At 35.0% G+C, this 21,832-nt stretch carries 28 protein-coding genes and 1 pseudogene; 5 read left to right on the top strand and 24 right to left on the bottom strand.

All coding sequences use genetic code 11. The features are described 5' to 3' along the window. Window positions 1-77: 77 nt before the first annotated feature. The 3 genes from zwf (at window position 78) to guaC (ending at window position 3,388) form a co-directional block, all read left to right on the top strand. A complete protein-coding gene (gene zwf / locus IQI_RS00320; protein ID WP_156509808.1) occupies window positions 78-1,580 on the top strand; it encodes a glucose-6-phosphate dehydrogenase in 1,503 nt (500 codons plus the stop codon). 15 nt (window positions 1,581-1,595) lie between these two features. Beyond that, window positions 1,596-2,216: a cyclase family protein gene (locus IQI_RS00315; RefSeq protein WP_064090934.1), complete on the top strand. Its 621-nt coding sequence runs from the start codon at window positions 1,596-1,598 to the stop codon at window positions 2,214-2,216. A 188-nt stretch (window positions 2,217-2,404) separates the two neighbouring features. Continuing rightward, window positions 2,405-3,388, top strand: coding sequence for a GMP reductase (gene guaC / locus IQI_RS00310; RefSeq protein ID WP_064090933.1), 984 nt, complete (start codon window positions 2,405-2,407; stop codon window positions 3,386-3,388). A 72-nt stretch (window positions 3,389-3,460) separates the two neighbouring features. Here guaC and IQI_RS00305 read toward each other — a convergent pair whose 3' ends face one another. Then, window positions 3,461-3,847 carry a TIR domain-containing protein gene (locus IQI_RS00305; protein WP_064090932.1) on the bottom strand — a complete coding sequence of 129 codons (387 nt, stop codon included), beginning with the start codon at window positions 3,845-3,847 and terminating at the stop codon, window positions 3,461-3,463. Window positions 3,848-4,203: 356 nt separating this feature from the next. Between IQI_RS00305 and IQI_RS20765 the strand changes: the two genes are divergently transcribed. Further along, entirely contained in the window at window positions 4,204-4,362 is a 159-nt protein-coding gene (locus tag IQI_RS20765; RefSeq protein WP_197489689.1) for a hypothetical protein, read from the top strand. 75 nt (window positions 4,363-4,437) lie between these two features. Here the strand turns inward: IQI_RS20765 and IQI_RS00300 are convergent, their stop codons facing one another. The 11 genes and pseudogenes from IQI_RS00300 to IQI_RS00260 all read right to left on the bottom strand — a co-directional run bounded on the left by IQI_RS00300 (window position 4,438) and on the right by IQI_RS00260 (window position 11,951). Further along, the gene (locus tag IQI_RS00300) at window positions 4,438-5,190 is read right to left on the bottom strand and encodes an aminoglycoside phosphotransferase family protein (protein WP_064090931.1); all 753 of its coding nucleotides are present in this window, start codon (window positions 5,188-5,190) and stop codon (window positions 4,438-4,440) included. Between the two features lie 84 nt (window positions 5,191-5,274). Then, window positions 5,275-5,658: a VOC family protein gene (locus IQI_RS00295; protein WP_064090930.1), complete on the bottom strand. Its 384-nt coding sequence runs from the start codon at window positions 5,656-5,658 to the stop codon at window positions 5,275-5,277. Between the two features lie 125 nt (window positions 5,659-5,783). Then, the gene (locus IQI_RS00290) at window positions 5,784-6,125 is read right to left on the bottom strand and encodes a hypothetical protein (RefSeq protein WP_064090929.1); all 342 of its coding nucleotides are present in this window, start codon (window positions 6,123-6,125) and stop codon (window positions 5,784-5,786) included. A gap of 73 nt (window positions 6,126-6,198) precedes the next feature. Beyond that, the gene (locus tag IQI_RS00285) at window positions 6,199-6,603 is read right to left on the bottom strand and encodes a GNAT family N-acetyltransferase (protein WP_064090928.1); all 405 of its coding nucleotides are present in this window, start codon (window positions 6,601-6,603) and stop codon (window positions 6,199-6,201) included. A gap of 171 nt (window positions 6,604-6,774) precedes the next feature. After that, complete coding sequence (locus IQI_RS20165; RefSeq protein ID WP_082892541.1) at window positions 6,775-7,047, bottom strand: GNAT family N-acetyltransferase; 273 nt, start codon at window positions 7,045-7,047, stop codon at window positions 6,775-6,777. Continuing rightward, the gene (locus IQI_RS20460) at window positions 7,044-7,208 is read right to left on the bottom strand and encodes a hypothetical protein (protein ID WP_156509807.1); all 165 of its coding nucleotides are present in this window, start codon (window positions 7,206-7,208) and stop codon (window positions 7,044-7,046) included. The genes IQI_RS20165 and IQI_RS20460 overlap by 4 nt, the downstream gene beginning before the upstream one ends. A gap of 175 nt (window positions 7,209-7,383) precedes the next feature. Beyond that, the gene (locus tag IQI_RS00275; protein WP_064090927.1) at window positions 7,384-9,462 is read right to left on the bottom strand and encodes a sigma-70 family RNA polymerase sigma factor; all 2,079 of its coding nucleotides are present in this window, start codon (window positions 9,460-9,462) and stop codon (window positions 7,384-7,386) included. 317 nt (window positions 9,463-9,779) lie between these two features. Next, complete coding sequence (locus tag IQI_RS20455) at window positions 9,780-9,938, bottom strand: hypothetical protein (RefSeq protein WP_156509806.1); 159 nt, start codon at window positions 9,936-9,938, stop codon at window positions 9,780-9,782. A gap of 171 nt (window positions 9,939-10,109) precedes the next feature. After that, a complete protein-coding gene (locus tag IQI_RS00270) occupies window positions 10,110-10,760 on the bottom strand; it encodes a 2OG-Fe(II) oxygenase (RefSeq protein ID WP_064090926.1) in 651 nt (216 codons plus the stop codon). Window positions 10,761-10,852: 92 nt separating this feature from the next. Continuing rightward, window positions 10,853-11,275 (bottom strand): YunG family protein, encoded by a 423-nt coding sequence (locus IQI_RS00265; RefSeq protein ID WP_231893363.1) that lies wholly within the window; start codon window positions 11,273-11,275, stop codon window positions 10,853-10,855. A 109-nt stretch (window positions 11,276-11,384) separates the two neighbouring features. Continuing rightward, window positions 11,385-11,951: pseudogene (locus tag IQI_RS00260) on the bottom strand (ATP-binding protein). 466 nt (window positions 11,952-12,417) lie between these two features. On the opposite strand from IQI_RS00260, the gene IQI_RS00250 reads away from it, so the two are divergent. Beyond that, window positions 12,418-13,140 carry a 3-ketoacyl-ACP reductase gene (locus IQI_RS00250; RefSeq protein WP_064090924.1) on the top strand — a complete coding sequence of 241 codons (723 nt, stop codon included), beginning with the start codon at window positions 12,418-12,420 and terminating at the stop codon, window positions 13,138-13,140. Between the two features lie 133 nt (window positions 13,141-13,273). On the opposite strand, the gene IQI_RS00245 is transcribed toward IQI_RS00250, so the two are convergent. The 12 genes from IQI_RS00245 to IQI_RS00190 all read right to left on the bottom strand — a co-directional run bounded on the left by IQI_RS00245 (window position 13,274) and on the right by IQI_RS00190 (window position 21,776). Further along, window positions 13,274-13,672: a hypothetical protein gene (locus tag IQI_RS00245; protein WP_064090923.1), complete on the bottom strand. Its 399-nt coding sequence runs from the start codon at window positions 13,670-13,672 to the stop codon at window positions 13,274-13,276. A 206-nt stretch (window positions 13,673-13,878) separates the two neighbouring features. Next, window positions 13,879-14,406, bottom strand: coding sequence for a hypothetical protein (locus IQI_RS00240; RefSeq protein WP_064090922.1), 528 nt, complete (start codon window positions 14,404-14,406; stop codon window positions 13,879-13,881). A gap of 32 nt (window positions 14,407-14,438) precedes the next feature. Further along, entirely contained in the window at window positions 14,439-14,858 is a 420-nt protein-coding gene (locus tag IQI_RS00235) for a GNAT family N-acetyltransferase (protein ID WP_064090921.1), read from the bottom strand. Window positions 14,859-14,947: 89 nt separating this feature from the next. Beyond that, window positions 14,948-15,169, bottom strand: coding sequence for a hypothetical protein (locus IQI_RS00230; protein ID WP_064090920.1), 222 nt, complete (start codon window positions 15,167-15,169; stop codon window positions 14,948-14,950). A 127-nt stretch (window positions 15,170-15,296) separates the two neighbouring features. Then, window positions 15,297-15,608 carry a hypothetical protein gene (locus tag IQI_RS00225; protein WP_064090919.1) on the bottom strand — a complete coding sequence of 104 codons (312 nt, stop codon included), beginning with the start codon at window positions 15,606-15,608 and terminating at the stop codon, window positions 15,297-15,299. 76 nt (window positions 15,609-15,684) lie between these two features. Continuing rightward, window positions 15,685-16,305 (bottom strand): CPBP family intramembrane glutamic endopeptidase, encoded by a 621-nt coding sequence (locus IQI_RS00220; RefSeq protein ID WP_064090918.1) that lies wholly within the window; start codon window positions 16,303-16,305, stop codon window positions 15,685-15,687. 559 nt (window positions 16,306-16,864) lie between these two features. Beyond that, on the bottom strand, window positions 16,865-17,161 hold the full coding sequence (locus IQI_RS00215; RefSeq protein WP_064090917.1) for a putative quinol monooxygenase: 297 nt from the start codon (window positions 17,159-17,161) through the stop codon (window positions 16,865-16,867). 26 nt (window positions 17,162-17,187) lie between these two features. Beyond that, the gene (locus IQI_RS00210; RefSeq protein ID WP_064090916.1) at window positions 17,188-17,823 is read right to left on the bottom strand and encodes a nitroreductase family protein; all 636 of its coding nucleotides are present in this window, start codon (window positions 17,821-17,823) and stop codon (window positions 17,188-17,190) included. A gap of 45 nt (window positions 17,824-17,868) precedes the next feature. Further along, window positions 17,869-18,303: a MarR family winged helix-turn-helix transcriptional regulator gene (locus IQI_RS00205; RefSeq protein WP_064090915.1), complete on the bottom strand. Its 435-nt coding sequence runs from the start codon at window positions 18,301-18,303 to the stop codon at window positions 17,869-17,871. A 182-nt stretch (window positions 18,304-18,485) separates the two neighbouring features. Then, window positions 18,486-19,895, bottom strand: a complete 1,410-nt coding sequence (gndA, locus tag IQI_RS00200; protein WP_064090914.1) for an NADP-dependent phosphogluconate dehydrogenase — start codon at window positions 19,893-19,895, stop codon at window positions 18,486-18,488. A gap of 129 nt (window positions 19,896-20,024) precedes the next feature. Beyond that, window positions 20,025-21,284 carry a DNA polymerase IV gene (locus tag IQI_RS00195; RefSeq protein WP_064090913.1) on the bottom strand — a complete coding sequence of 420 codons (1,260 nt, stop codon included), beginning with the start codon at window positions 21,282-21,284 and terminating at the stop codon, window positions 20,025-20,027. Window positions 21,285-21,305: 21 nt separating this feature from the next. Continuing rightward, complete coding sequence (locus IQI_RS00190) at window positions 21,306-21,776, bottom strand: chemotaxis protein CheW (protein ID WP_082892540.1); 471 nt, start codon at window positions 21,774-21,776, stop codon at window positions 21,306-21,308. Window positions 21,777-21,832: the final 56 nt, after the last annotated feature.

Genomic DNA, 21,832 nt, shown 5'->3' with positions numbered 1-21,832 from the left:
TAATTGTAAAGGATATTAAATAAGAAGAAACACAGGTATTACAAGCTAGGCAACAAAGATAAAGTGAGGTCATGACATTGAATAATTCAAATACACCATCGTCTCTTATTACCATTTTTGGTGCAACAGGTGATTTAGCCAAAAGAAAGCTGTATCCATCTCTTTATCATTTATTCCGCAAAGGGAAAATCTCAAAGCGATTTGCCGTAGTCGGTGTCGCTCGCCGGAACTGGTCAAATGAAGAATTTCAAGAGCATGTTAAAACGTCCGTACATAACGCCATTGGAGAAAATGAAAACATTGATGAATTTGTTTCTCACTTCTATTACCAACCAAACGATGTATCCAATAGTGATTCGTACAAGGAATTAAAACAACGCTGTGACGAATTAGATGAGAGTTACAACCTTGAAGGAAATCGAATATTTTATTTGGCTATGGCGCCAGAGTTTTTTGGAACCATTACTGAGCAATTAAAAAATCAAGGGGTTACTGAAACGGAAGGGTTTCAACGCCTTGTAATTGAAAAACCGTTTGGACACGATCTTCCTTCTGCAGAGAAATTAAATAGTCAGATACGTGAATCATTCTCAGAAGATCAGATATACCGTATAGACCACTATCTCGGAAAAGAAATGGTCCAAAATATTGAAGTCATTCGTTTTGCCAACGCCTTATTTGAACCGTTATGGAACAATCGATACATTTCAAATATCCAAGTAACGTCATCTGAAGATTTAGGTGTAGAAGATCGTGGACGCTATTATGAAAAGAGTGGAGCCCTAAGGGATATGGTTCAAAATCATATGCTCCAAATGGTCGCTCTATTAGCTATGGAACCACCAATTAAACTAACAACGGATGAGATTCGAAGTGAAAAGGTACGCGTTCTTCGTTCTTTAAGACCATTCGAACGAGATGAAGTGAAGGATTACTTTGTCAGAGGCCAATATGGTCCTGGTACATCCAATAACCAAGAGGTAAGTGGTTATCGCGAGGCTGAAAATGTAGATGATCGCTCCAATACGGAGACGTTCGTTGCTGGTAAGCTTATGATTGATAATTTCCGTTGGGCAGGTGTTCCTTTCTACATTCGTACCGGTAAAAGAATGGGTGCAAAATCAACAAAAATTGTGATTCAATTTAAGGACATTCCAATGAATCTTTATTACAATATGGACAAACCTCTAGCACCTAACCTGTTAGTGATTCATATTCAGCCAGAAGAAGGTATAACCCTTCATCTCAATGCTAAAAAGTCAGGTCAAAATATTGAAACAACACCTGTTAAGTTAAACTTTGCTAATAATAGTGTCGATGGAATGAATACTCCAGAGGCATACGAGAAGCTCCTATTTGACTGTATGCGTGGGGATGCTACAAACTTTACTCACTGGGATGAAGTGAAATTATCTTGGGCTTTCGTTGATAAGATTTCTGAGGTTTGGGAGCACACACGTGATGAACAATTCCCTAACTATGAATCAGGCTCGATGGGACCAAAAGCCGCTGATAATTTACTTGCAAAAGATGGATTCTATTGGTGGCCAATTACAAATCTAGACGTAGACCAATGCTAAAAGAGGTGTGAAAATATGAAAATTTATGACGTAACAGCAACAATCTTTAACGGCATGCCCGTATACAAAAACAAACCAGAAAAACAACCAACTATTGAAACAAGCACAAATGGACATGTAACGGAGTCTCGTATTACCATGGATGTTCACACGGGAACCCATGTAGATGCTCCCCTTCACATGATCAACGATGGCGATACTATCGAGACGATTCAAATTGAGAAACTTGTACGTCCTGTAAAGGTATTTGATTTAACAGATGTGGATGAAAAAATAAGTTTTCAAGATATTAAAGATTTAGATATTGAAAAAAATGATTTTATTTTATTTAAAACGAAAAATTCATGGGATACTGAATTCAACTTCAATTTTATTTATGTAGCAGAAGATGCAGCATCCTATTTAGCTGAAAAAGGCATCTCTGGTGTTGGAATTGACGCTCTTGGAATCGAAAGAGCCCAAGAAGGTCATCCAACACACCGTAGTTTGATGGGTAGTGATGTGATTATTATGGAAGGACTTCAATTAAAAGAAATTGAAGCCGGACAATATTTCATGGTAGCTGCTCCCTTAAAAATTGAAAACACCGATGCTTCACCAGCACGCGTGTTACTATTTGATGAATTGATTGGATAAAGCATGATAGAAAGCCGCTCTCAAAATAGAGAGCGGCTTTTTTTGTCATAGTCCCCTGTTGGATTTTATACAATTTCCTAATATGAACATAAACCTTTTGACAACCGCAGTAAAATGATGTAAATTAGCTAATGTACGAACGATAAACAAAAACTTAATTTAAATATTCGCTTTTAGGGGTGTTATATATGGAAAATGTATTTGATTACGAAGATATTCAATTAATTCCTGCAAAATGTGTGGTAAACAGTCGTTCAGAGTGTGATACAAGTGTAACTTTAGGGGAACGAACGTTTAAATTACCTGTTGTCCCAGCAAATATGCAGACGATTATAGATGAAAAGATTGCTATTTACTTAGCTGAGAATGGATATTTCTATGTAATGCATCGTTTTGAACCACAAAAAAGATTGGCTTTCACAAAAGATATGCATTCACGTGGACTATTCGCATCGATTAGTGTCGGAGTGAAAGAAGAAGAATACTCATTCATTCAGCAATTAGCTGAGGAACAAATTATACCTGAATACATTACAATTGATATTGCCCACGGTCATTCCAATGCCGTAATCGAAATGATCAAATTCATAAAAAAACACCTACCTACAAGCTTCGTTATTGCAGGAAATGTCGGAACTCCAGAAGCCGTAAGAGAATTAGAACATGCTGGTGCAGATGCAACGAAAGTTGGAATTGGCCCAGGTAAGGTATGCATCACAAAAATTAAAACCGGATTCGGTACCGGCGGCTGGCAACTAGCTGCTTTAAGATGGTGTGCAAAAGCAGCCAGCAAACCAATAATTGCTGACGGAGGCATTCGTACCCATGGTGATGTAGCGAAATCTGTAAGGTTCGGAGCAACAATGGTCATGATTGGTTCCCTATTTGCAGGGCACGAAGAATCACCAGGGGAAACAACTGAAAGAGACGGAAAGCTCTACAAAGAATACTTTGGTTCTGCTTCTGAATTCCAAAAAGGTGAAAAGAAGAATGTAGAAGGAAAGAAAATGTTTGTAGAACATAAAGGTTCTCTAAAGGATACCCTAATTGAAATGGAACAAGATCTTCAATCCTCTATTTCTTATGCAGGTGGTACAAACCTTGACGCTATTCGTCACGTGGATTATGTGGTAGTTAAGAATTCTATTTTTAATGGAGATAAAGTATATTAATTAATCTAAAGCATAAAAAAAACACCAACAGCTGTTGATCAGGGTTGGTGTTTTTATTTGACTATTTTCCCCTTACTCTGTTGATGAAACAAGTTTTATGAGTTCATCAATTGTTCCACAACACTTTTCAACTTCTGGCAAATGATAAAAGGTGCTGGTGGTTTCGATGTTATTTACTTCTTCTTCCGGTGAATAAAGGTAAATTCTTTTGCCATGCCCAATGGCAATACCTAATTCAATATGACTTCCTTTTCCCGCAGGAAATAAAACGATTATGACATCAGCTTCTATCACTGCTTCTTTTTCTTTTTGCCCTATTTCTTTTAAGGCGTCAAATGTTGTGGCCCTTTCATTCATCGTCCAATCGTATGTATGGATATGGCCTCTATTTTTCAACTGTTCACTTACATACCGAACTAATTCGATATTTTTAAAGCTTGATGCAACATAGAATTTCATTTTGTCCTCCATTCTGCATTGAAAATTGTCCAATAAGCGACTACATAATAGATTAAGTTTTCCTTTTAATTACTATAAGGAATAGTCCAACAGTAATAAAGATGAAAGATATTAAAAGTGCGTTGCCTTCGCCACTAACATTACCATATAAATACAATAAATATCATATTAGTTATTATTGAATACTCTATTTTTTTCATTAGTGAGGGATCGAATACATTTTTTAGTAATATCACCTTTTCACAGCAGCTTTGGATTAGAAAATAAATAAAGTTAGTAAACTAGGAGAAAAGTTTTACTAATTATGGTAGATTAACATAGAAGGCTATTTTCCAAATAAAGGAGGGTTGGTTCAGATGGAACTAATTATGATAATGTTTGTTTTTTTAGTTACGATGGGTATAAGTTCGGTTTTAAATATACTCTTTCTTATGACTGAAAAGAAACATTGGATCATGTCTCTTCTAATCAGTTCTGGTTTGTCACTCATTATTGTTGCAATGTTAGCAGGATGAAGATTATTACACTGCCAATTCCTACATTCTAATTAAACCCCTTATTTTCCTACTCCAAAGTCTAGCCACAATATATCAAATAGGTAAATAATGATCTACAATCTCCATGAGACGTTCAGTATTTTCTGATGGTACCCTCTCAGACAATCTTGCTGCAGCGATAATGGGAGCCCATTGAAAAATATCATCTTTGGACAAACCGCTTTTTTTACAATAAAGACGAAGATACATCTCGGCCAATTCTAAGGAAAACTGAGAATACAAAAGATACGTGCGATATACATCAGCCCGGACATCACCTTCACTTGAATCAACCCAATCTATAATTGTGACACCCTCATCTGATAAGATTAAATTGAATAAATGAAAATCTCCATGACAGAGCCTTTTCTCGACTGTCATCGAACTCATTTTATCTAATAAAGTAGACTTACGTTTACTATCCAGATTAGGGACAGATTCTATTTGTCTACATAATTTTTCTGACATAGGCTCAATCGAATGATCAGCTTCAATCCTATGTATTTTCAGTTGTATATCAATGGATATATTCATATAGTGTTCTGCTTGATCCATATTTTCAGATACGAGATTTCCAATTGTTCTTCCCTTAATATATTCCATTATTATAGCTTGCTTCCCCTCAATTTTCGTGACATCTACTATTTCTGGCACTGAGAGTCCACACGAATAAGCATACTTTTGTTTGTACGCTTCATTTTTTGCTTCCGAATCCGGTAAATAGTCCTTAAATACTTTAATAATCCTATTTTCATGAAGATAAACCTTTGCAGTACTACCATTTGCTATTGGATGGTCTAGATACATCAATTCTTCCTCCTGGAATTCGGTGACTTCCAATCAAAAAGCCGATTTCTATTGAAACCGGCCAAATGATTTCTGAAACAGTTGTTATTTACTTTTCTCCATGACTGCAAAATAGTTCTCTTCTCTATCTGCGAAGTTAAACACTCTCCCTGAAGGCATATTGACAATTTCTCCAACAGTGACATTTTTATCAAGTAAATGTTTATATAATTGGTCAAGATTTTCAGAGAAGAACATTAAGGACGGGGTGCCAAGATTTAATTCGGGTTGCATTTTGGCTATTAATTCTTTGTTGTGAAGAATAATACTCGTTTCAACATCCTGAGATGGAGCAATTTCGATCCATCTCATACCATGACCGTTCTCCTCTTCAGAAATAACTTTGAACCCTACTATTTCTGTCCAAAATTTCACTGCTTCATCCTGGTTATTCACATATACCATAATTTGTCCAAGTTTATTAATCAATGCTATTCACTCCTCTTATTCTATTTTTGGATCGATAGACTTAATGGAATCTTTCTTCATTAATTATTCTACAAATGGAGGTGTTTTCCTTCTTAATATTCTAGAACAAGAGAGCCCACATTCTATTAGCGTGAGAACATGATTGCTTCTGTTTCCAGCAACCATTTATCAATTGCTTTTACAGGGAAATAAAATTCCGTTCCAATTTTTATATATGGGATTGAACTTGTTGTAATATTCTCGTCTATACGGGGAAGGATCATCTGTAATTCCTCATCAGTAACCCCTAGGTAGCTTCCTAATTCAGACTGAGTTAATAATTGTTTTTCTTGGGTTATTTCTTCATCTACCCCTTTATCCATAACCACTTGTACATTTCGATTTAATTCTTTTGATACGAACCAACTGCCAATGACAATCGCTATTGCCAGTGAGAAAATTGAAACTGCCATTAATTGATACTTCACTTTAATCTCCTTTCATCTGCAAGGTCTACTTACTGAAGATGTTTGCACCCCTTAAAATGAATAGAACGACGAGCTATCCACGTCTCATAAAACACAGCTCACCTAAATCATTAGTAAACCCCCACTTTTCATAAAATGGTTTCATTTCAGGTCGACAATATAACTCAAAATGCTGTACATTCACTAATTTTGAGTGGTTTATCATTAGATACATTAATTTCTTACCTAAATCGGCATCACGGTATGAAGGCTTTACCATAACATCAAAAATGAATGCTTTATATACGAAATCAGTCAGTACACGTGCAAATGCTATTAGCTCTTTGTCTTTAACAAAAGCTACAATAACATCGGAATGGTCTATCATACATTGGACCTCTTCAAATTTCCGTCCCTTCGTCCACCATTCCAATTGAAACATTTCAGTTAGTTGTTTTATTTGATCTATATTAAGTGCTTCAATTATTTTAAATTCCATTTGTTACAACCTCCGCAAAATATTCAACGATCATGCCCAAGTCATTACCATTACTTTGCAGCTATTTGATCTTTAGTTTCGAATGGATGAAGGTTATATTCAATATGTATAGATTTAATACGACTACAACCTCAAATATATTCCTCATAACCCTTCACTTAATTGTTAATGCTATAGTTGGATTTTCAATACAACCTCATCCCACATTATTTCACCCGTTTTTTTAAAACCCAGGCTTTCATATAACTTTATTGCATTAACGTTTTCCGGTTCTGCACTGGTGTAAAATTCAATTCCACCGTATGTATTGATGATATGTTCTAAGAGTTGTTTTGTAGCTTGCTTTCCATAACCTCTCCCCTGAAAGTGTTGATCTATCATTAATCGACTCATTTCCATTCGATTTGTTTCTGAATCTACACCATACATTAAAAATCCAATCATTGACCCTTGATCATAGAAAGTGGGTATAGCCCATCAGTAAATTTCGACTGCAATAATGAGTAACAGTTATCTGCTACAAACCCCTTTTGATGATCAGATACTGATAATTGTACGCACTCATTCCAATTATCAACATCTATTTCCCTTAGCTCCAAATTCATTTATTACCCTCCAAGATTAAAGATCAACTATTAACATCTTTCTTCGTACTATCAAATTACTTGAAATCAGAACAATACGACCACAACTCATAGAAACTCAATCGTATTAATTAGAATCTCGCTTAAAAAAAGAAGTTCGTCGTTCATCAAGAAACTAAATTGTCATCTATACCTATTAATCTAATAAAATATTTACCGTATCATCCACATACTTTGTTGTATTATAGCCTCGGATTTCAAGCTTCTTAGGAATGACATCTTCTCCAGTAGTATCATTATATAATTCTATTTCTTGTTTTGTTTCAAAATAGCGCGGATGCTCAATTTGATCAAAAGGATATTGAATTTCTCCGATTTTATATTTTTTTCCGTTTTTGTCCATCAACACTCCATCTCCGCCACTTATCCCAATTGAGACAATTTCCTGATTGTCATTGTTTATTACTTGAAAATGGACAGATTCATACACACGATCTTTGGACACATCATGGGTTAGGACTATTTTCCCCGGACTCCCTGTAAGTACCTTGTCAATGGAAATGGTATTTCCAACATATTCAAACGTTTGTGGGTAATCCTTAGAAGGATTAACCTCGATCGTTTTATGGTCCTCAATTGTTAAATGAATAGATCCAAATCGCACTTTAACTTCTTCTGGCTCTTCTAAATATAAAGTTTCAAAGCTGGCCTGGAGGGACCTCCAATCTTCTTGGAAAGAATCCATATACCTATTTCCTCCAAATAAATCAGCTTCTACTTTTTTATTATTTGTTTCAAGACTATCAAAGTTAATCATTTCAATTCTCTTCTTTGCTTCCATACTTTGAAAGCTATATTGAAGGAGCGTAACGGTTGGGGCAATGGTCAGTTTTTCAAATCTGATGGGAATTCCATCTATTTTAGTTTCCATATCCAATTCATGTTCAATTGAAGGGTGTTTGGTTACAGGAATATCAAAACTCCACTCCCCTTCAGCAAATTCAACCTCCCCATAAGGTCCCCCATTTTGTAAATCCTGAGGCAATTTTTGAAGACGTGAAAGGTTTAATTGGATTGTGTCCCTATCTTCTGCAATTGGTAAGAGACTGATTGTTCCCTTATAAATATTTTTGGCTTCATTATGTACCTTTTTTTGGTCCACTGGAGGGGAGTATCTAGGTTGCGCTATTCTACTCATCACGTAAATCTCATTTTCTATTTCTAAACCTTCATATTGACTCATCATGTATCGATTATCTTCATTTGTATCTTCTATTTCATAATATATCAGCGTCTGAACATCATCGGCGATGGCACTTTTAATCCTTACCTTCACCCCATTGCTTACCTCTTCCAAATTAAGTCGTTCTCCTAATTCATTTTGAAGAAAGAAACGCAATTGCTCATCTTCTTGATTACGCCAGTCCACCCATGAATAGTAAACATTTGAAAAGCTATTGGTCACAAATCCTGTACAGATCATTAACGTTAAGATGCTAGCAAATGCAAGACCGATGGATTTTCTCTTCTTGTTTTTCTTTGCCCGCTTCATTTCTGTTTCAACTACTCTGTCCTTTACTTTTTCCAGGAATTGAGGTGGTAGACTAATGTCATCGTGCACTTCTCTTAGGCGTAAGGTTACCTCCTGAAAAGTGGCCAAATCATCTTGACAACCGTGACAATGATAAATATGCATCTCAAATTCAACCTTCTGTGTTCTATCGATTGTTCTCCTTAAATAATCGATATAAAAAGGATGATATTCCTTACAGCCTACCAAAATTTCATCATATTTCATTTTTTCTTTAAGCAGCTGAATACCAGAAAACAATTGAGTTTTTACAGTATCCATTGAAATTTGAAGAACCTTTGCTGCTTCCTCCAACGAAAATTCTGATAGGTACGCTAATACAATCGCTTCTTTTTGTTGAGCTTCTAATTGGTCTAAAGCATAAAATATGTTCTGATGCTCTTCATCTTTCTTTAAAGCTAGTAAACTCGGCTTTTTATCACTAGAATACTCTCGACAAATCGTAATAAAAATGGAGGTAACCCAAGAATCAAAAGAGGTTTCTTTTTTTACATGTTTCCTTTCATCATATATTTTTACTATGGAACGATAAAAAACATCCTCTATTTCCTTATTCGTCCTCAAATACATCATTCCGAGAATATATAAGGATTTTTGATGTTGTTGAAACCAACTTATAATTGATTCAGTGTCCTTTTCTCTCATTTTACTGACCAAAAAAGGATCTGTTTCTGCTGTAATCATATCTGCCTTCCTTCCTTTTTAAAAAAGATATACTAATAATTTAATATTCCAAAAATTTATAGTGTACGGATTTTGTAGAATCGATTAAAGAATAGATATGAGAGTTTTAAAAAAAGGCTAGAACCATACAACTCTATCCGAACCAATATTACCATATTAATCCATTTAATTTAATACTTTAATTATAAAGAGAAATATTTATTTTCATGTTGTTCCAATTGTTCCATTGGGTTTAAAAATAGAATGAATCCCGTGTAAGACCATCCATCCTCCAAATATTTACTAACATTTGCGGTTTCATATGTTCTTATCGATGATTATGATCTATTTCGTTTCAGTAAAGCGATCATTTCATTATTTTGCCTTACAAGTTCATCAGAATTTTTTTTAATGTAAAAAATCCATCTAATCACTAGAATTGCTAGAATAAAAGGTAAGAAAGAAATGATAATTCCAAATAGACCGAACATTTCCATTTCGTCATCCTCCTGTTCGTTTAGTTATTTTCAACCTTATTATCTATACATACGGGTTTAGTTGAATATAAGTTTCAAAAATTCCACCATTCACTAAGTACTCCACTTAATTCCAACAAAAAAGGAAGCCTACCTTCTGAAAGATATGCTTCTTAGCTTTACTACCCTATATTATTTAAATTTTTTTCTTCTCATCCATTGTGTTGCTGCCCATTTATCTCCTATTATAACTGGTGCACCACCATGTAACGTTAACTCATTTAGGGTTTGATCATCATAAAAATATTCGAAATAAACTGCCATTCCCTTTTGTGGAGACACTGATAAATTCAGTTTCGGAAAGAACGTTTCCCCACCTTCTTCAACATCATTTAAGTACAAGACGAGTGTACTAATTCTGGGGTTACTCACTGGCTTAACGGATGCAGAGAAAAAATCAAAATGAGCTTTATACTCTTGTCCAACTTTATAATTCAGGATTTGAATACCTTCTCCATGTTCAACAGGTATATTCATAATTTGAGATATTCTTCTTTCAATCCTATCAACAACATCATGTTCGCCTTCATTAAAAAACATACTACTACTTGATCTAAGGTCATCAACTTCACGCGTATTTCCAATTTTTGAACGGAGCATACGTTCTTTAGACAATCTTATAAGTTCATCACATTCTTCATGGCTTAACACGTTTCCTAAAATGACGATGAGTGGCTCTTCAAATCTAGCAATGATGTTCACTTCTCGATCGTCCGTTTTAATTTTATTACCCGTGTGATGAAAAATAGTTTGTTCTTTAATCGATAATTCATTTGTATCCATTTTTAACTTCCCTCTACCTTTTATTTTTAATCTTGTGAATAATAAGAATTTTAAAGCTAGTGGACTGTGATTCTATTTCTAAATGTCTATTATCAGTTGTTTTTATACTGATTTTTATATTTTACTCCTTGATGTGATTTATTTCTATCATTATTTTCGTTCATTTTGTATTTCTTTTGTACACTTTCTTTTAAATAAACATATTGTTTTTGATTAGTATCTGAAAAAGCTTCTTCTCTGGTTGAAAGGATATCCATATACTTTATGTTTTCGTTAAATTGCGATGCTGTAAAATCATATCGACTACCATTAATAATATTATAAAAATGCCATCCGGCAGACAGCTTTGTTTTCCGTATTTCCCCACCCAAAATATCATTAATCACTAAGGTAGTTACTCCGCATTGTCCTTTTGCGGGGTTATTATGACTCCATTTTGAGCTTGATTCTGTAGACCAGGATTTTGATAAAATTAAAAGCAATTTTTCTATTTGTGTTTGTTCATTCTTTTCCATAAACATGCTCCATTTTCAAAGTGATTTTCTAAAAAAATTGATTGGATTCAAGCAGTGAGGAGCTCCCCTTCTGCCCATGAAAGCTGGGGTACATTATTTTTACATTAAGTTACTTCTGAACACAATGAGCTATATTAATGATTTCCTGCATAACAGACTCAACATCATCTTCCTTTTTAATAACAAATAAATGGTCCGCTTCCCCTGCCACAGGGTCTATCACGTTCTCTTTATAAGACTCATCCTGTTGTCGAATAAGAACTTCATCAAAAGTAGATGCAGTCCTAAATACAGCTGTACTTCGGTTACTGTTGGCTATTCGGGCTTTAAGAATATGATCTGGAACATCAAAATGAACGAGGATACTGATAAATCCTTTGCTGTAAAATTGGTCTAAAAGCTTCAAACGACCTCTACGATTTCTATTAGAATTGCAAATAATGAGATGATGGTCTGTCTCTTTTACTGCATAATCAACAATGGTTTGAGTGACAGCCTATTTGATTGTATTAGGTCCATGCTTTGGAAGTAGCTTTTTGTAAAAGGTATTGATAAATTCAGCATGGTTATCCTGGTCAATGACAATAGAGTTACACAGCTGTTTTTCTAATTTTTTTGCAAATGTTGTTTTTCCGCTATGGGTTTTACCGACTGTTATAATCACGAACCTATTCATCCAGACACCTCATTTGTCTAGTTTATTTTGCTATTTTCACAAAGATTGTTGTTTTAAAACAATGATCCCCTAACTCTCTGTTAACGAGTCTGCGCAAGATGGCGAGGGGAACTGCTCCGCTTGCAGCTAGCTTTTGGGGGCTCGGCACGTCCATATTACCGCAGGAGTCTATGCCGTTCCCCTCAGAGTTTGATACTATATGTACTTCCATTTTCATTTACATGAATGGGATACGTTGATGATATCTCCCAAACTATTAAACTACTTTTTTCATTGTCTTCATCTAAATACCAATTATTTCAAATTTCTACCATTAACTCAATCATTAATTTTTGTTAGCTCTTTTTCGTATACTTTGTTTCAATTCATTTCAGCCGAGTGAGTAAGTTTCAACGCTAACATTTGCTTCTCTCTCTCTATAACCTTACACTTACGATAGAATTAGGAATGGAAAGGGTGAAGAATGATGGCACAATCGATTAATGGAAAAACCGCTTATATAACTGGTGCTTCTCGGGGTATCGGAAAAGCAGTAGCATTAGAGCTTGCCAAGGAAGGCGTTCATGTTGGCTTAATAGCCCGTTCAAAGAGTGCCCTGGAAGAAGTTGCACTTGAAGCAAGGGCAATGGGAGTCAATGCGAGTGTGGCTGTCACTGACATCTCAGATATGGAACAAGTGAATGAGGCTATTTCAAAACTAGAATTTGAACTTGGACCAGCAGATATTTTGATTAATAATGCAGGAATCGGAAAGTACGGATTATTTTTAGAAATGGAACCGGAAGAATGGAAGAAAACCTTTGAAGTGAATGTTTTCGGAACATATCATGTTACACATGCCGTGTTGCCTCAGTTAATCAAGAAAAACCGAGGTGATATTATCAATATATCCTCCAGCAGCGGGTTAAAAGGTACAGCAAAAAGTACAGCATACAGTGGATCTAAATTTGCCATTCAAGGCATGACAGAAGCATTGATGCAGGAAGTTCGTAAAAACAACATCCGGGTAATGACACTTAACCCTAGTCTTGTTGCAACGAACCTAACCTTTGGGGACAATCTCGATGAGGTAGACAAAGAAAAATACATGCAGCCTGAAGATTTGGCTGAGTACATGGTTTCTCAACTAAAATTACACCCGCGTATCTTTATTAAACAATCTCTTCAGTGGGCAACGAATCCATTTTAGAAAAAGAAACTCCTATTGTGGATTTAAATAGTAAGTTGATTGGAACAGAAGTCCACACCCACGTTTAACTTGATTTAAAAGTAAAGTCAGAAAGGCTCTGAGTTAACTCTGAGCCTTTCACATTCTTCAATCGTTATTTTTCCTTTAATAATAGGTCTAAAATTATCTTGGTTTGTTTATTATTAATTTTGTAATATTCACCCAGGTTACTCGCGATCAATGTTGTATTATTGGAGAAATTTTCGTGAAAATATAATTCTTCTCTGGTTTTGTCTAGGTAGATTAATTGAATCTTATATTCTGGTTCACTTGCAAACTCGTATCGCGTAAACACAATATGGTTTGAACGATTTAGTATTCCACTAACAGTCCCGATCTCTTCTTTATCTACTGTTTGCATTTCTTTTTCAAATGGTTCATCATATTTTTGTATTACAATACTTTCAATTTCTGAAAATCCGTTATTGAACATTGAATAAATGAAGGTACAAATAAGGAATGCCATTGCCAAAATGATTATTTTTCTTTTCATATTACCTCCGTTTACGTTTTCACAAATGATTCATCCGCTTTTATTCTTTTACTTAATACCAGTTCGCTTAATCATTCATTTCAAAAAAGGGGAGCCTCCATCCTATTTCTGATAACCCCTGTGAATAAATCAATCGATTATCATACAAAATCATACAAACTATCTTTCTATTTGAATCGGAGGAACCTTACGTTCTATGACATTTATTATTTGTTTAAAGACACTTTCATCAATGAATTCGCCATTATTACTAACTGCTGAAGGCTGATAGGCTCATGGTAATCGGAAGTCATCATACCTAAATTATGAGTAATATTGTCTTTATCCGTCCACTCGATAATCTTTGAATGATCCTCATCTTTTTTGATTTTCGCTTTTATCTCATCGTTTAAATCAATCATTTGATTAGTATCAATATTTGTTTCTAAGTTTTCAGTATGCATTGTTGTAAAATGAATATTTATCCTATCTTTATGCTTTGCATCAACATGAGAAAAATCAACAGCCGTTAAGAGAACCTTTCCATTTCTCATTTGATCTTTAGAAAAATTCTTATATTCTACCTTAAATGGAAATTTGGTAGGAACTTTCATTTTTTCTTGGTTTTCTTTTGGTAGTTCATTTACCTCTTGAGTGAATGTTTTCGGATATTCCTCTACTGGAAGCTCAAACGTTTTTTGATTGGAACATGCAATCAAGATTAAGCCAAGTACAATGATGAATATCCGCTTCATTATTAATCACTCCCTCTTTTATTACTAATTTACTATTCAAGGTATTCATCATGGAGACCACTACTTAAATATCTTGCCATACCGGTTTTCACTTTTCTAAATCCCAGTTTCCTGTAAAATCCTTCGTTACCAGAAGTGGAGATCAAGTGAACACAGGAAACATTGCTGAGTTCTCCTAGTAAATGATTTAATATATATTTGGCAATACCTGCTTTTTGAAATTCTTTATGCACGACTATATCATAAATGGCTGCATTAAATACTCCGTCTGAAATCGCTCTTCCAATTCCCACGATACGATTATTAGATTTAACAATCACTTTGACATTACTTGCATCAAAAACCTGCTTAATCACATCATTCGTGTGCTTCATCCATCCTACTGAGTGATATACTTCCTTCACTCCCTCTATATCTTCAATGAAAAGATCATCTTGTATTTCAATATTCATTTTATCCCACCTTAAAGTGTTCTCCATAAGAGAAAAGATCGTTATTCATTCAGCTATCCTCAACAATATCAGGAACTTAACTACTTTTCTTATATAAAGAAGACACCGGTTAAAGAGAATAAGAAGCACACTAGAAAAAATATAAAGTTTCTTTTATGTTTTTCCTTTTTACTATGTATATACAGTAAACATATTCCTAAAACCGTACCTAACCAGGCACATAACTTTGTAGCATCATGGCTATATGTGAAATTAAGGATTATTGCTGCAATAAACCCAATGGCCATAACTCCCAAACTTAACTTCTGCATAATATGTATCTCCTTTATTAATTGACGTACAATTTCATTTGAATTTTTACAATTATTCCTCTATATAGAATGAAAAGCTGAAGATTAGTAAACCAATCTTCAACTCACGCTTTTTAAATGAAAGATATCATAAATAAGCAATCATCATGACAATAAAACTGATTACCGTAAAAAGAACCGACCCATAAAAGAAGACTCCGACATTTGCTTTTAATTCATTGTCTTTTTGAATTTTCCATCCAGCCTCACTTGCTTCCAAAGTGGCTCCTTTTGATAAAGCTCCTCCACTACTGTTAAAAAAGAAAAGCACAACAGATAATCCAAGACCAATAAAAAAGCTCCATTCCCCATATGAAAAAGAAAAGACCATACTCCCTATCCAAACGATGAAAGCAATTGCCATAGAAGAGATTAGTGATCCTACAATAAGTTTGTTCATTTAACATCACCTCTTATTATTTCTACGTAAATAAAGTTAAAAAGTTTCATATGTACAGAAAATTCAATCAAATAGATTAGAAATATAAAAACAGCTTTGATGTATATAGATTCCATATAGAATGAGTTATTATTGATGGAATCAATGATCTCGTTTTATATGTGGTTACTCCTAGAAGAATCCCTGAAAGAAAAGTAATGATCCAATACATAGGATGAAACAATGAGAAAATTGCAGAAGATAACATTATTGCCATAGAGGGTTTTAGGAATTTTAAAAATAGGAATAACAGAACTCCTCTAAAAAATATTTCTTCCCAAATTGGAGTGAATAGCGTGCTGTCTATTACTCCTACAATATCTTCACCTATTAATAGACTATACTTGTAACTATTCACCAGATTTTCATCTAATAGTATCTCGTAGTGTAAACAAACCGTTTGTAAGGTATATGACAGGATTAGTGTCATAATAATATAAAAGTAAGAGGATGGTTTCTTTAAAACCTTGAAATCTATTAACGGAGTGATAATCTCTCGAGTTGATTTAAAGAAAAATGTTAGTATCAAGAATGATGAAAGCCATACAAATGTTTCAATCTGTGAAAAGTCAGAGTGAATAACCGAAAGCTGGTTGATCACAAATCCAGTAGACATGGCGAATATAAAATAAAGTATTAAACCGATATTATACTTCACAACAGTTCCCCCTATAGATAAATAAAAACGGGTATAACACACATCTTTTTTCAAGAAAAGCTTCCCATTAGTTTAATATTTTTTGTATTACTGTTGTTTAAAGAAAAGTGTTAAATGAAAAATAAAAATGATACTACAGCTCCTATCACTACCTTCATAAAAGAAAGTTTTACAATGAGTAAGCCCTCGTCCCTTTCAGTTACTTTATATACTGTCTACCAGGCATCTATGCCTGAATAAAACAAGGAAAATAGCCAGGTCATGAAAAAGGAAGAAAGATAATGAAAACAATTTCTTTACTCAAAAATCATCCCCTCCTATTGTGATACCCCTTTAATTTTATTAATCTACCATCAATAATTTTAACATAATTTACCTTTTTAGCGTATTTTCTTACATAAACTTTAAATGAAATCACACTTCTGTAAATCGTATTAAATTTCACCGATCCAGACCCTTATACTTTTATTAACAAAAAAATCGAGTGTGAACCTTTACGGTTTCACACTCGATTTCATTTGATATTTCTCCAATAAAAAATAATGAGCCTTTAAACTATTTATTTTTCCAACTTGTTTCCTTCATAAGTCTTCACATCTAATGGTGCTGCTAAATACTCAGGTGCTTTCCTTACAAATGAGGAAAAGTGCTCGCTTGTATTATGACTCTCAACAGCAGCTTCATCCTTCCATACTTCGACCATGGTGTAAACATTGTCTTTTTCTGTATCTTTCATAAGATCATAAGAAATATTTCCTTCTTCTGCTCTCGAAGCAGCTATTAATGAGTGAACCTCATTTAGAAATGCTTCTTCTTTAACTGGATTAATATGAAAACCTGCATGAATAATGATCATTGCGACTATTCCTCATTTCTAAAATTTTATTTCCACTCAGCAATCGTTTCAATTGGTAAACGAACTGATTTATAACCTGCTTCCGCTGCTTTCCCGATTGATATGAGCATTACTGGGTAGTAGCGTTTCTTGTCCATTCCATACGCTTCAGCAATTTGATCCTTTTCATACCCACCAATTGGATTTGTATCGTATCCGTGTGCTCGAGCTGCTAGCATTAATTGCATAGAAACTAATCCACCATCAATCAGGTTCATTTCTCTTAGCTGCTCAACTGGCATGCTTTCTAATATCCCTTTAATTCCAGGAAGCTGTCTATCTCTTACTTCAGCAGGCATATATCCTTCTTCCACAGCTTTATTATAAATTTCATCTGCATAATCAAGACTGTTCATGTCCGCGAAAACAGCAATCACAGCTGAAGAGGTTTGCACTTGAGTTTGATTGAACTTAGCAAGAGGTGCAAGCGTTTCTTTTCCTTCTGGGCTATCGATGACAACAAAGCGCCAAGGTTGTAGGTTAACAGAAGATGGTGCAAGAGTTGCCTCCTTAAGTATTTCAGTCATTTCTTCTTTACTGATCTTTACATTTGGGTCATAGTTACGGATCGAACGGCGACCTGTAATAATTTCGTGAAAGTCATTGATTTTTGTTTGATTCATATTGCATTCTCCTTTTTTGTGTTGTCTATAGTTGTAGTTCAATACCTAATTTTCAATATCCTGTACATTATCCTGAATGCGGTTTAGCATCTCCGATAATACTGAACGTTCTTCTTTCGTAAAGCTTTTAAAAACCTTAGAAATAAAAATTTCTTTCTCTTCACGGTAAGCTTCTATCTTCTTACGACCTTCATTTGTTAATCGAACAAATGTGAATCGGTTGTCATCAGGATTTTTACGGCGGGATACCATGCCTTTTCCTTCGAGCTGTTTAAGATGTCTTGTCACAGCCGCACTGTCAATATTGACTTGTCTTTGAAGGGCAGTCTGACTGATTTCTTCTACTTCAAACAATTTATGCAAAAGATCTAAGCGTGACTGACTAATCCCCGTACAGCGCTCAAACTTTGGGCTCATTTGCTTATATATATTGTTCAATTGAACGATTATCTTTTCTTCTTCACGACACGAATGAGACAAAGCATCACCTTTCTCTTATTTAATTGATGGGTCAATAGTTGACTCGTCAATTAATATATTACAGGTTGAATTCAATGTCAAACAAATAACCTTAATTGCTTGATGCATCAATAAACATCCACCTTTTATTCTATATAAAAACCCCCCTACTCACATATGGAGCAGGGGGAATTACATTATTTTTATTTCATCCATTCAGTATGGAAAATACCTTCCTTGTCTACACGCTCATAAGTATGTGCACCGAAGTAGTCTCGTTGAGCTTGAATGAGATTGGCAGGTAGTGTTTCTGTCCGGTAGCTATCGTAATAGGATAAAGCGGCTGAGAATCCCGGTACTGGAACACCGTTCTGAACAGCTACACTAATCACTTCACGAAGAGCATATTGATAGCTTTCTACAATTTCTTTGAAGTACGTATCTAAGAGTAAGTTATTTAGCATTGGCTCCCGATCGTATGCTTCTTTTATTTTTTGCAGGAACTGAGCACGGATAATACAGCCGCCTCTGAAGATCATGGCAATATCTCCATATTGGAGATCCCATTTATACTCATCAGATGCTGAGCGCATTTGAGCAAACCCTTGTGCATATGAACAGATTTTACTCATGTATAATGCTTTTCTTATTGATTCAACAATAGCTTTTTTATCTCCTGCAAAAGGTTCTGTGTCTGGACCTTTAAGCATATTACTAGCCTTAACACGTTCATCCTTAATAGCAGAAATAAAGCGGGCAAAGACTGATTCAGTAATAATCGGTAAAGACACGCCTAAATCTAAAGCACTTTGACTTGTCCATTTCCCAGTTCCTTTTTGGCCGGCTTTGTCAAGGATAACATCTACCATAGGCTTACCTGTTTCGTCATCTTTTTTAGTAAAGATGTCAGCAGTGATTTCAATTAAATAACTATCAAGCTCGCCTTTATTCCACTCTGCAAAAACCTCATGCAATTCTTCTGCACTGAATCCGAGAACATTCTTCATTAGAAAATAGGATTCTGCAATGAGTTGCATATCTCCGTATTCTATACCGTTGTGCACCATTTTTACATAGTGACCAGCACCATCAGGACCGATATAAGTTGTACACGGTTCTCCATCTACTTTGGCTGCAATATCTTTTAAGATTGGAGAGACAAGTTCATAGGCTTCTTTTTGTCCTCCAGGCATAATGGATGGACCTGTTAAGGCTCCTTCTTCTCCACCTGATACTCCTGTCCCTATGAAGTGAATACCTAACTCACTTAATTCATGATTTCGACGGCGAGTATCTTCAAAGAATGTATTTCCGCCATCAATAAGGATATCTCCTTTTTCTAAAAATGGCTTTAATTGATCAATGGTAGCGTCTGTAGCGTTTCCTGCTTTCACCATTAATAAAATCTTACGAGGTTTTTCTATAGATTGAACAAATTCTTCAATTGTATATGTAGGAACTACCTTTTTCCCTTTAGATTCATTTATCATTTCATCCGTTTTTTCTCTTGATCGATTAAATACACTAACAGAATACCCTCTGCTTTCAATATTCCATGCCAGGTTTTTTCCCATTACGGCTAATCCAATTACACCAATTTCTTGCTTAGACATTTAACCAACGTCCTTTCGTTTGTTAATTCTGTACTTTAAAATCTATTTTAATCTAACAAGAATACGAATGCGTTGCAAACAAAACAGTTTCTTTAGGTACTTGATTAACTTGTCCCTTTTCACTTTTTATCATTCTCTTAAAAAATCCTTATTAAAGCTTGTGTCATTTTTAGGATCATAAGTTGCATTTTTTCTATTCTTTTTACCTTGGAAACCTTTTGAAATTGAATCCTTCCCAAACTTATCTTGCAATTGGTTTAAAACATTATATAGTGGCTCATTTTTGGCTTTCACTTCATATGAAAACAAATCTAATTGTTCCGTAGCTTCACTTTTTTCTACTATCTCTTGGGCAGTCACTCCCAGGAGTCTTACAGGGTCTCCGTCCCAGTGCTTTAAAAATAATTCTTTAGCGATTTGAAATAGTTCTTCTTTTTTATACAGAGGGTTTTCCATTTTTTTGCTACGGGTAATAGTCTTTCTGAACTTATTTTTAATGATAATTTGAACAGTGGTTCCTAACACTTGTTTTTGTTGGAGTCTAGTGGAGACTTTTGCGCATAGTGTTTTAATGATGGAAAGTAACTCGTTTTGATTCGTTGTATCCTTTGGGAGAGTGGTAGAATTCCCTACACTTTTATAGTCATAGATAGATTCTGGGTCTACGTTACGTCGATCGACCCCATTGGCTCTCTCCTTTAAGCGTAAACCGTTTATTCCTATTTTGGATTTTATTTGAATGTCGTTCCCATGAGCAAGATCATAACAAGTAGAAATTCCTATACTATTCAATTTTTCGGCGGTTTTTTCTCCAATTCCGTGCATTTCTATGACGGGGAGTGGCCAAAGCTTTTCAGGAATATCTCGCTTTCTTAGTACTGTGATACCCATAGGTTTTTTCATATCAGAGGCTGTTTTAGCTAAAAATTTATTGGGGGCAACTCCAATGCTACATGGTAGATCAAGCTGTCCTTTGATTTGGGCTTGTATGGCTGAGGCAATTTCTAAGGGTGTACCTTTTTCAAATGAATCCGTAATATCTACATAGCCTTCATCAATAGAGACGGGCTCAACAAGATCGGAGTATTGTCGTAAGATAGTGAAAATTCCTTTGGAAGCAGCACGGTAACGGTCAAAATTCGGTGACATGATAACCAGTTTAGGACAAAGTTTTTTTGCTTCCCAAAGAGGCATTGTTGTTTTCACTCCATAGCTCCTTGCTTCATAGCTACAAGTTACAATAATGCCTCTTCTTTCCTGTGGATTTCCTGCAATAGCTAAAGGTTTACCTCTTAGAGACGGATCATAAGCCATTTCTACTGAGGCATAAAAGCTATTCATATCAACATGAAGAATTACTCGTCCATTTTTGGGATAATGTGAGTTCATACTACCCGCGACTTTCTATGTCTAGTTTTGGTGTGCCTTCTGTTCGTTAACATATTTCTTTATTTCTTTCATACCTTCTAAGCTTTCTACTAAAACATCTGGGTCGATGGTCGTAATCAATCTGTTTTCTAAATTAATCACACCAGAGAAATATTTTGTTTTAGAATAAGCAAGCAAACCAACATCTTTCACTGCATGGTCTGGTACTTCCAGAATTTCTTTCGCTTCTTCTACAACTAACCCGACCTGCAGAGTATCTGTGTGGATGACAAGGAGGAACTGTCCTGTTTCCACATTCGAAGGTTTATTGTACAGTATGGTAGCTAAATCAAGAACAGGAATTAACTCTCCTCTAACCTTCACAATACCTAACACGAAATTTGGTAAATGTGGAATTGGGCTTACTTCGTCCAGCTTTTCTATGGAAACTACGTGTTCAATTGGTAAAGCATACTCCTCTTTTCCTGCATGAAAAATAACTACTTTTGCCATTTTTATGACTTCCCCTCTCGAACTTCAATTATGTATATAACTAATGTACCATATTA

The organism is Rossellomorea aquimaris TF-12 (assembly GCF_001648555.1).
GTDB classification, from domain to species: Bacteria; Bacillota; Bacilli; order Bacillales; family Bacillaceae_B; genus Rossellomorea; species Rossellomorea aquimaris.
The sequence above is the reverse complement of the archived record's forward strand: the minus strand, read 5'-3'. Positions and strand labels throughout refer to the sequence as shown.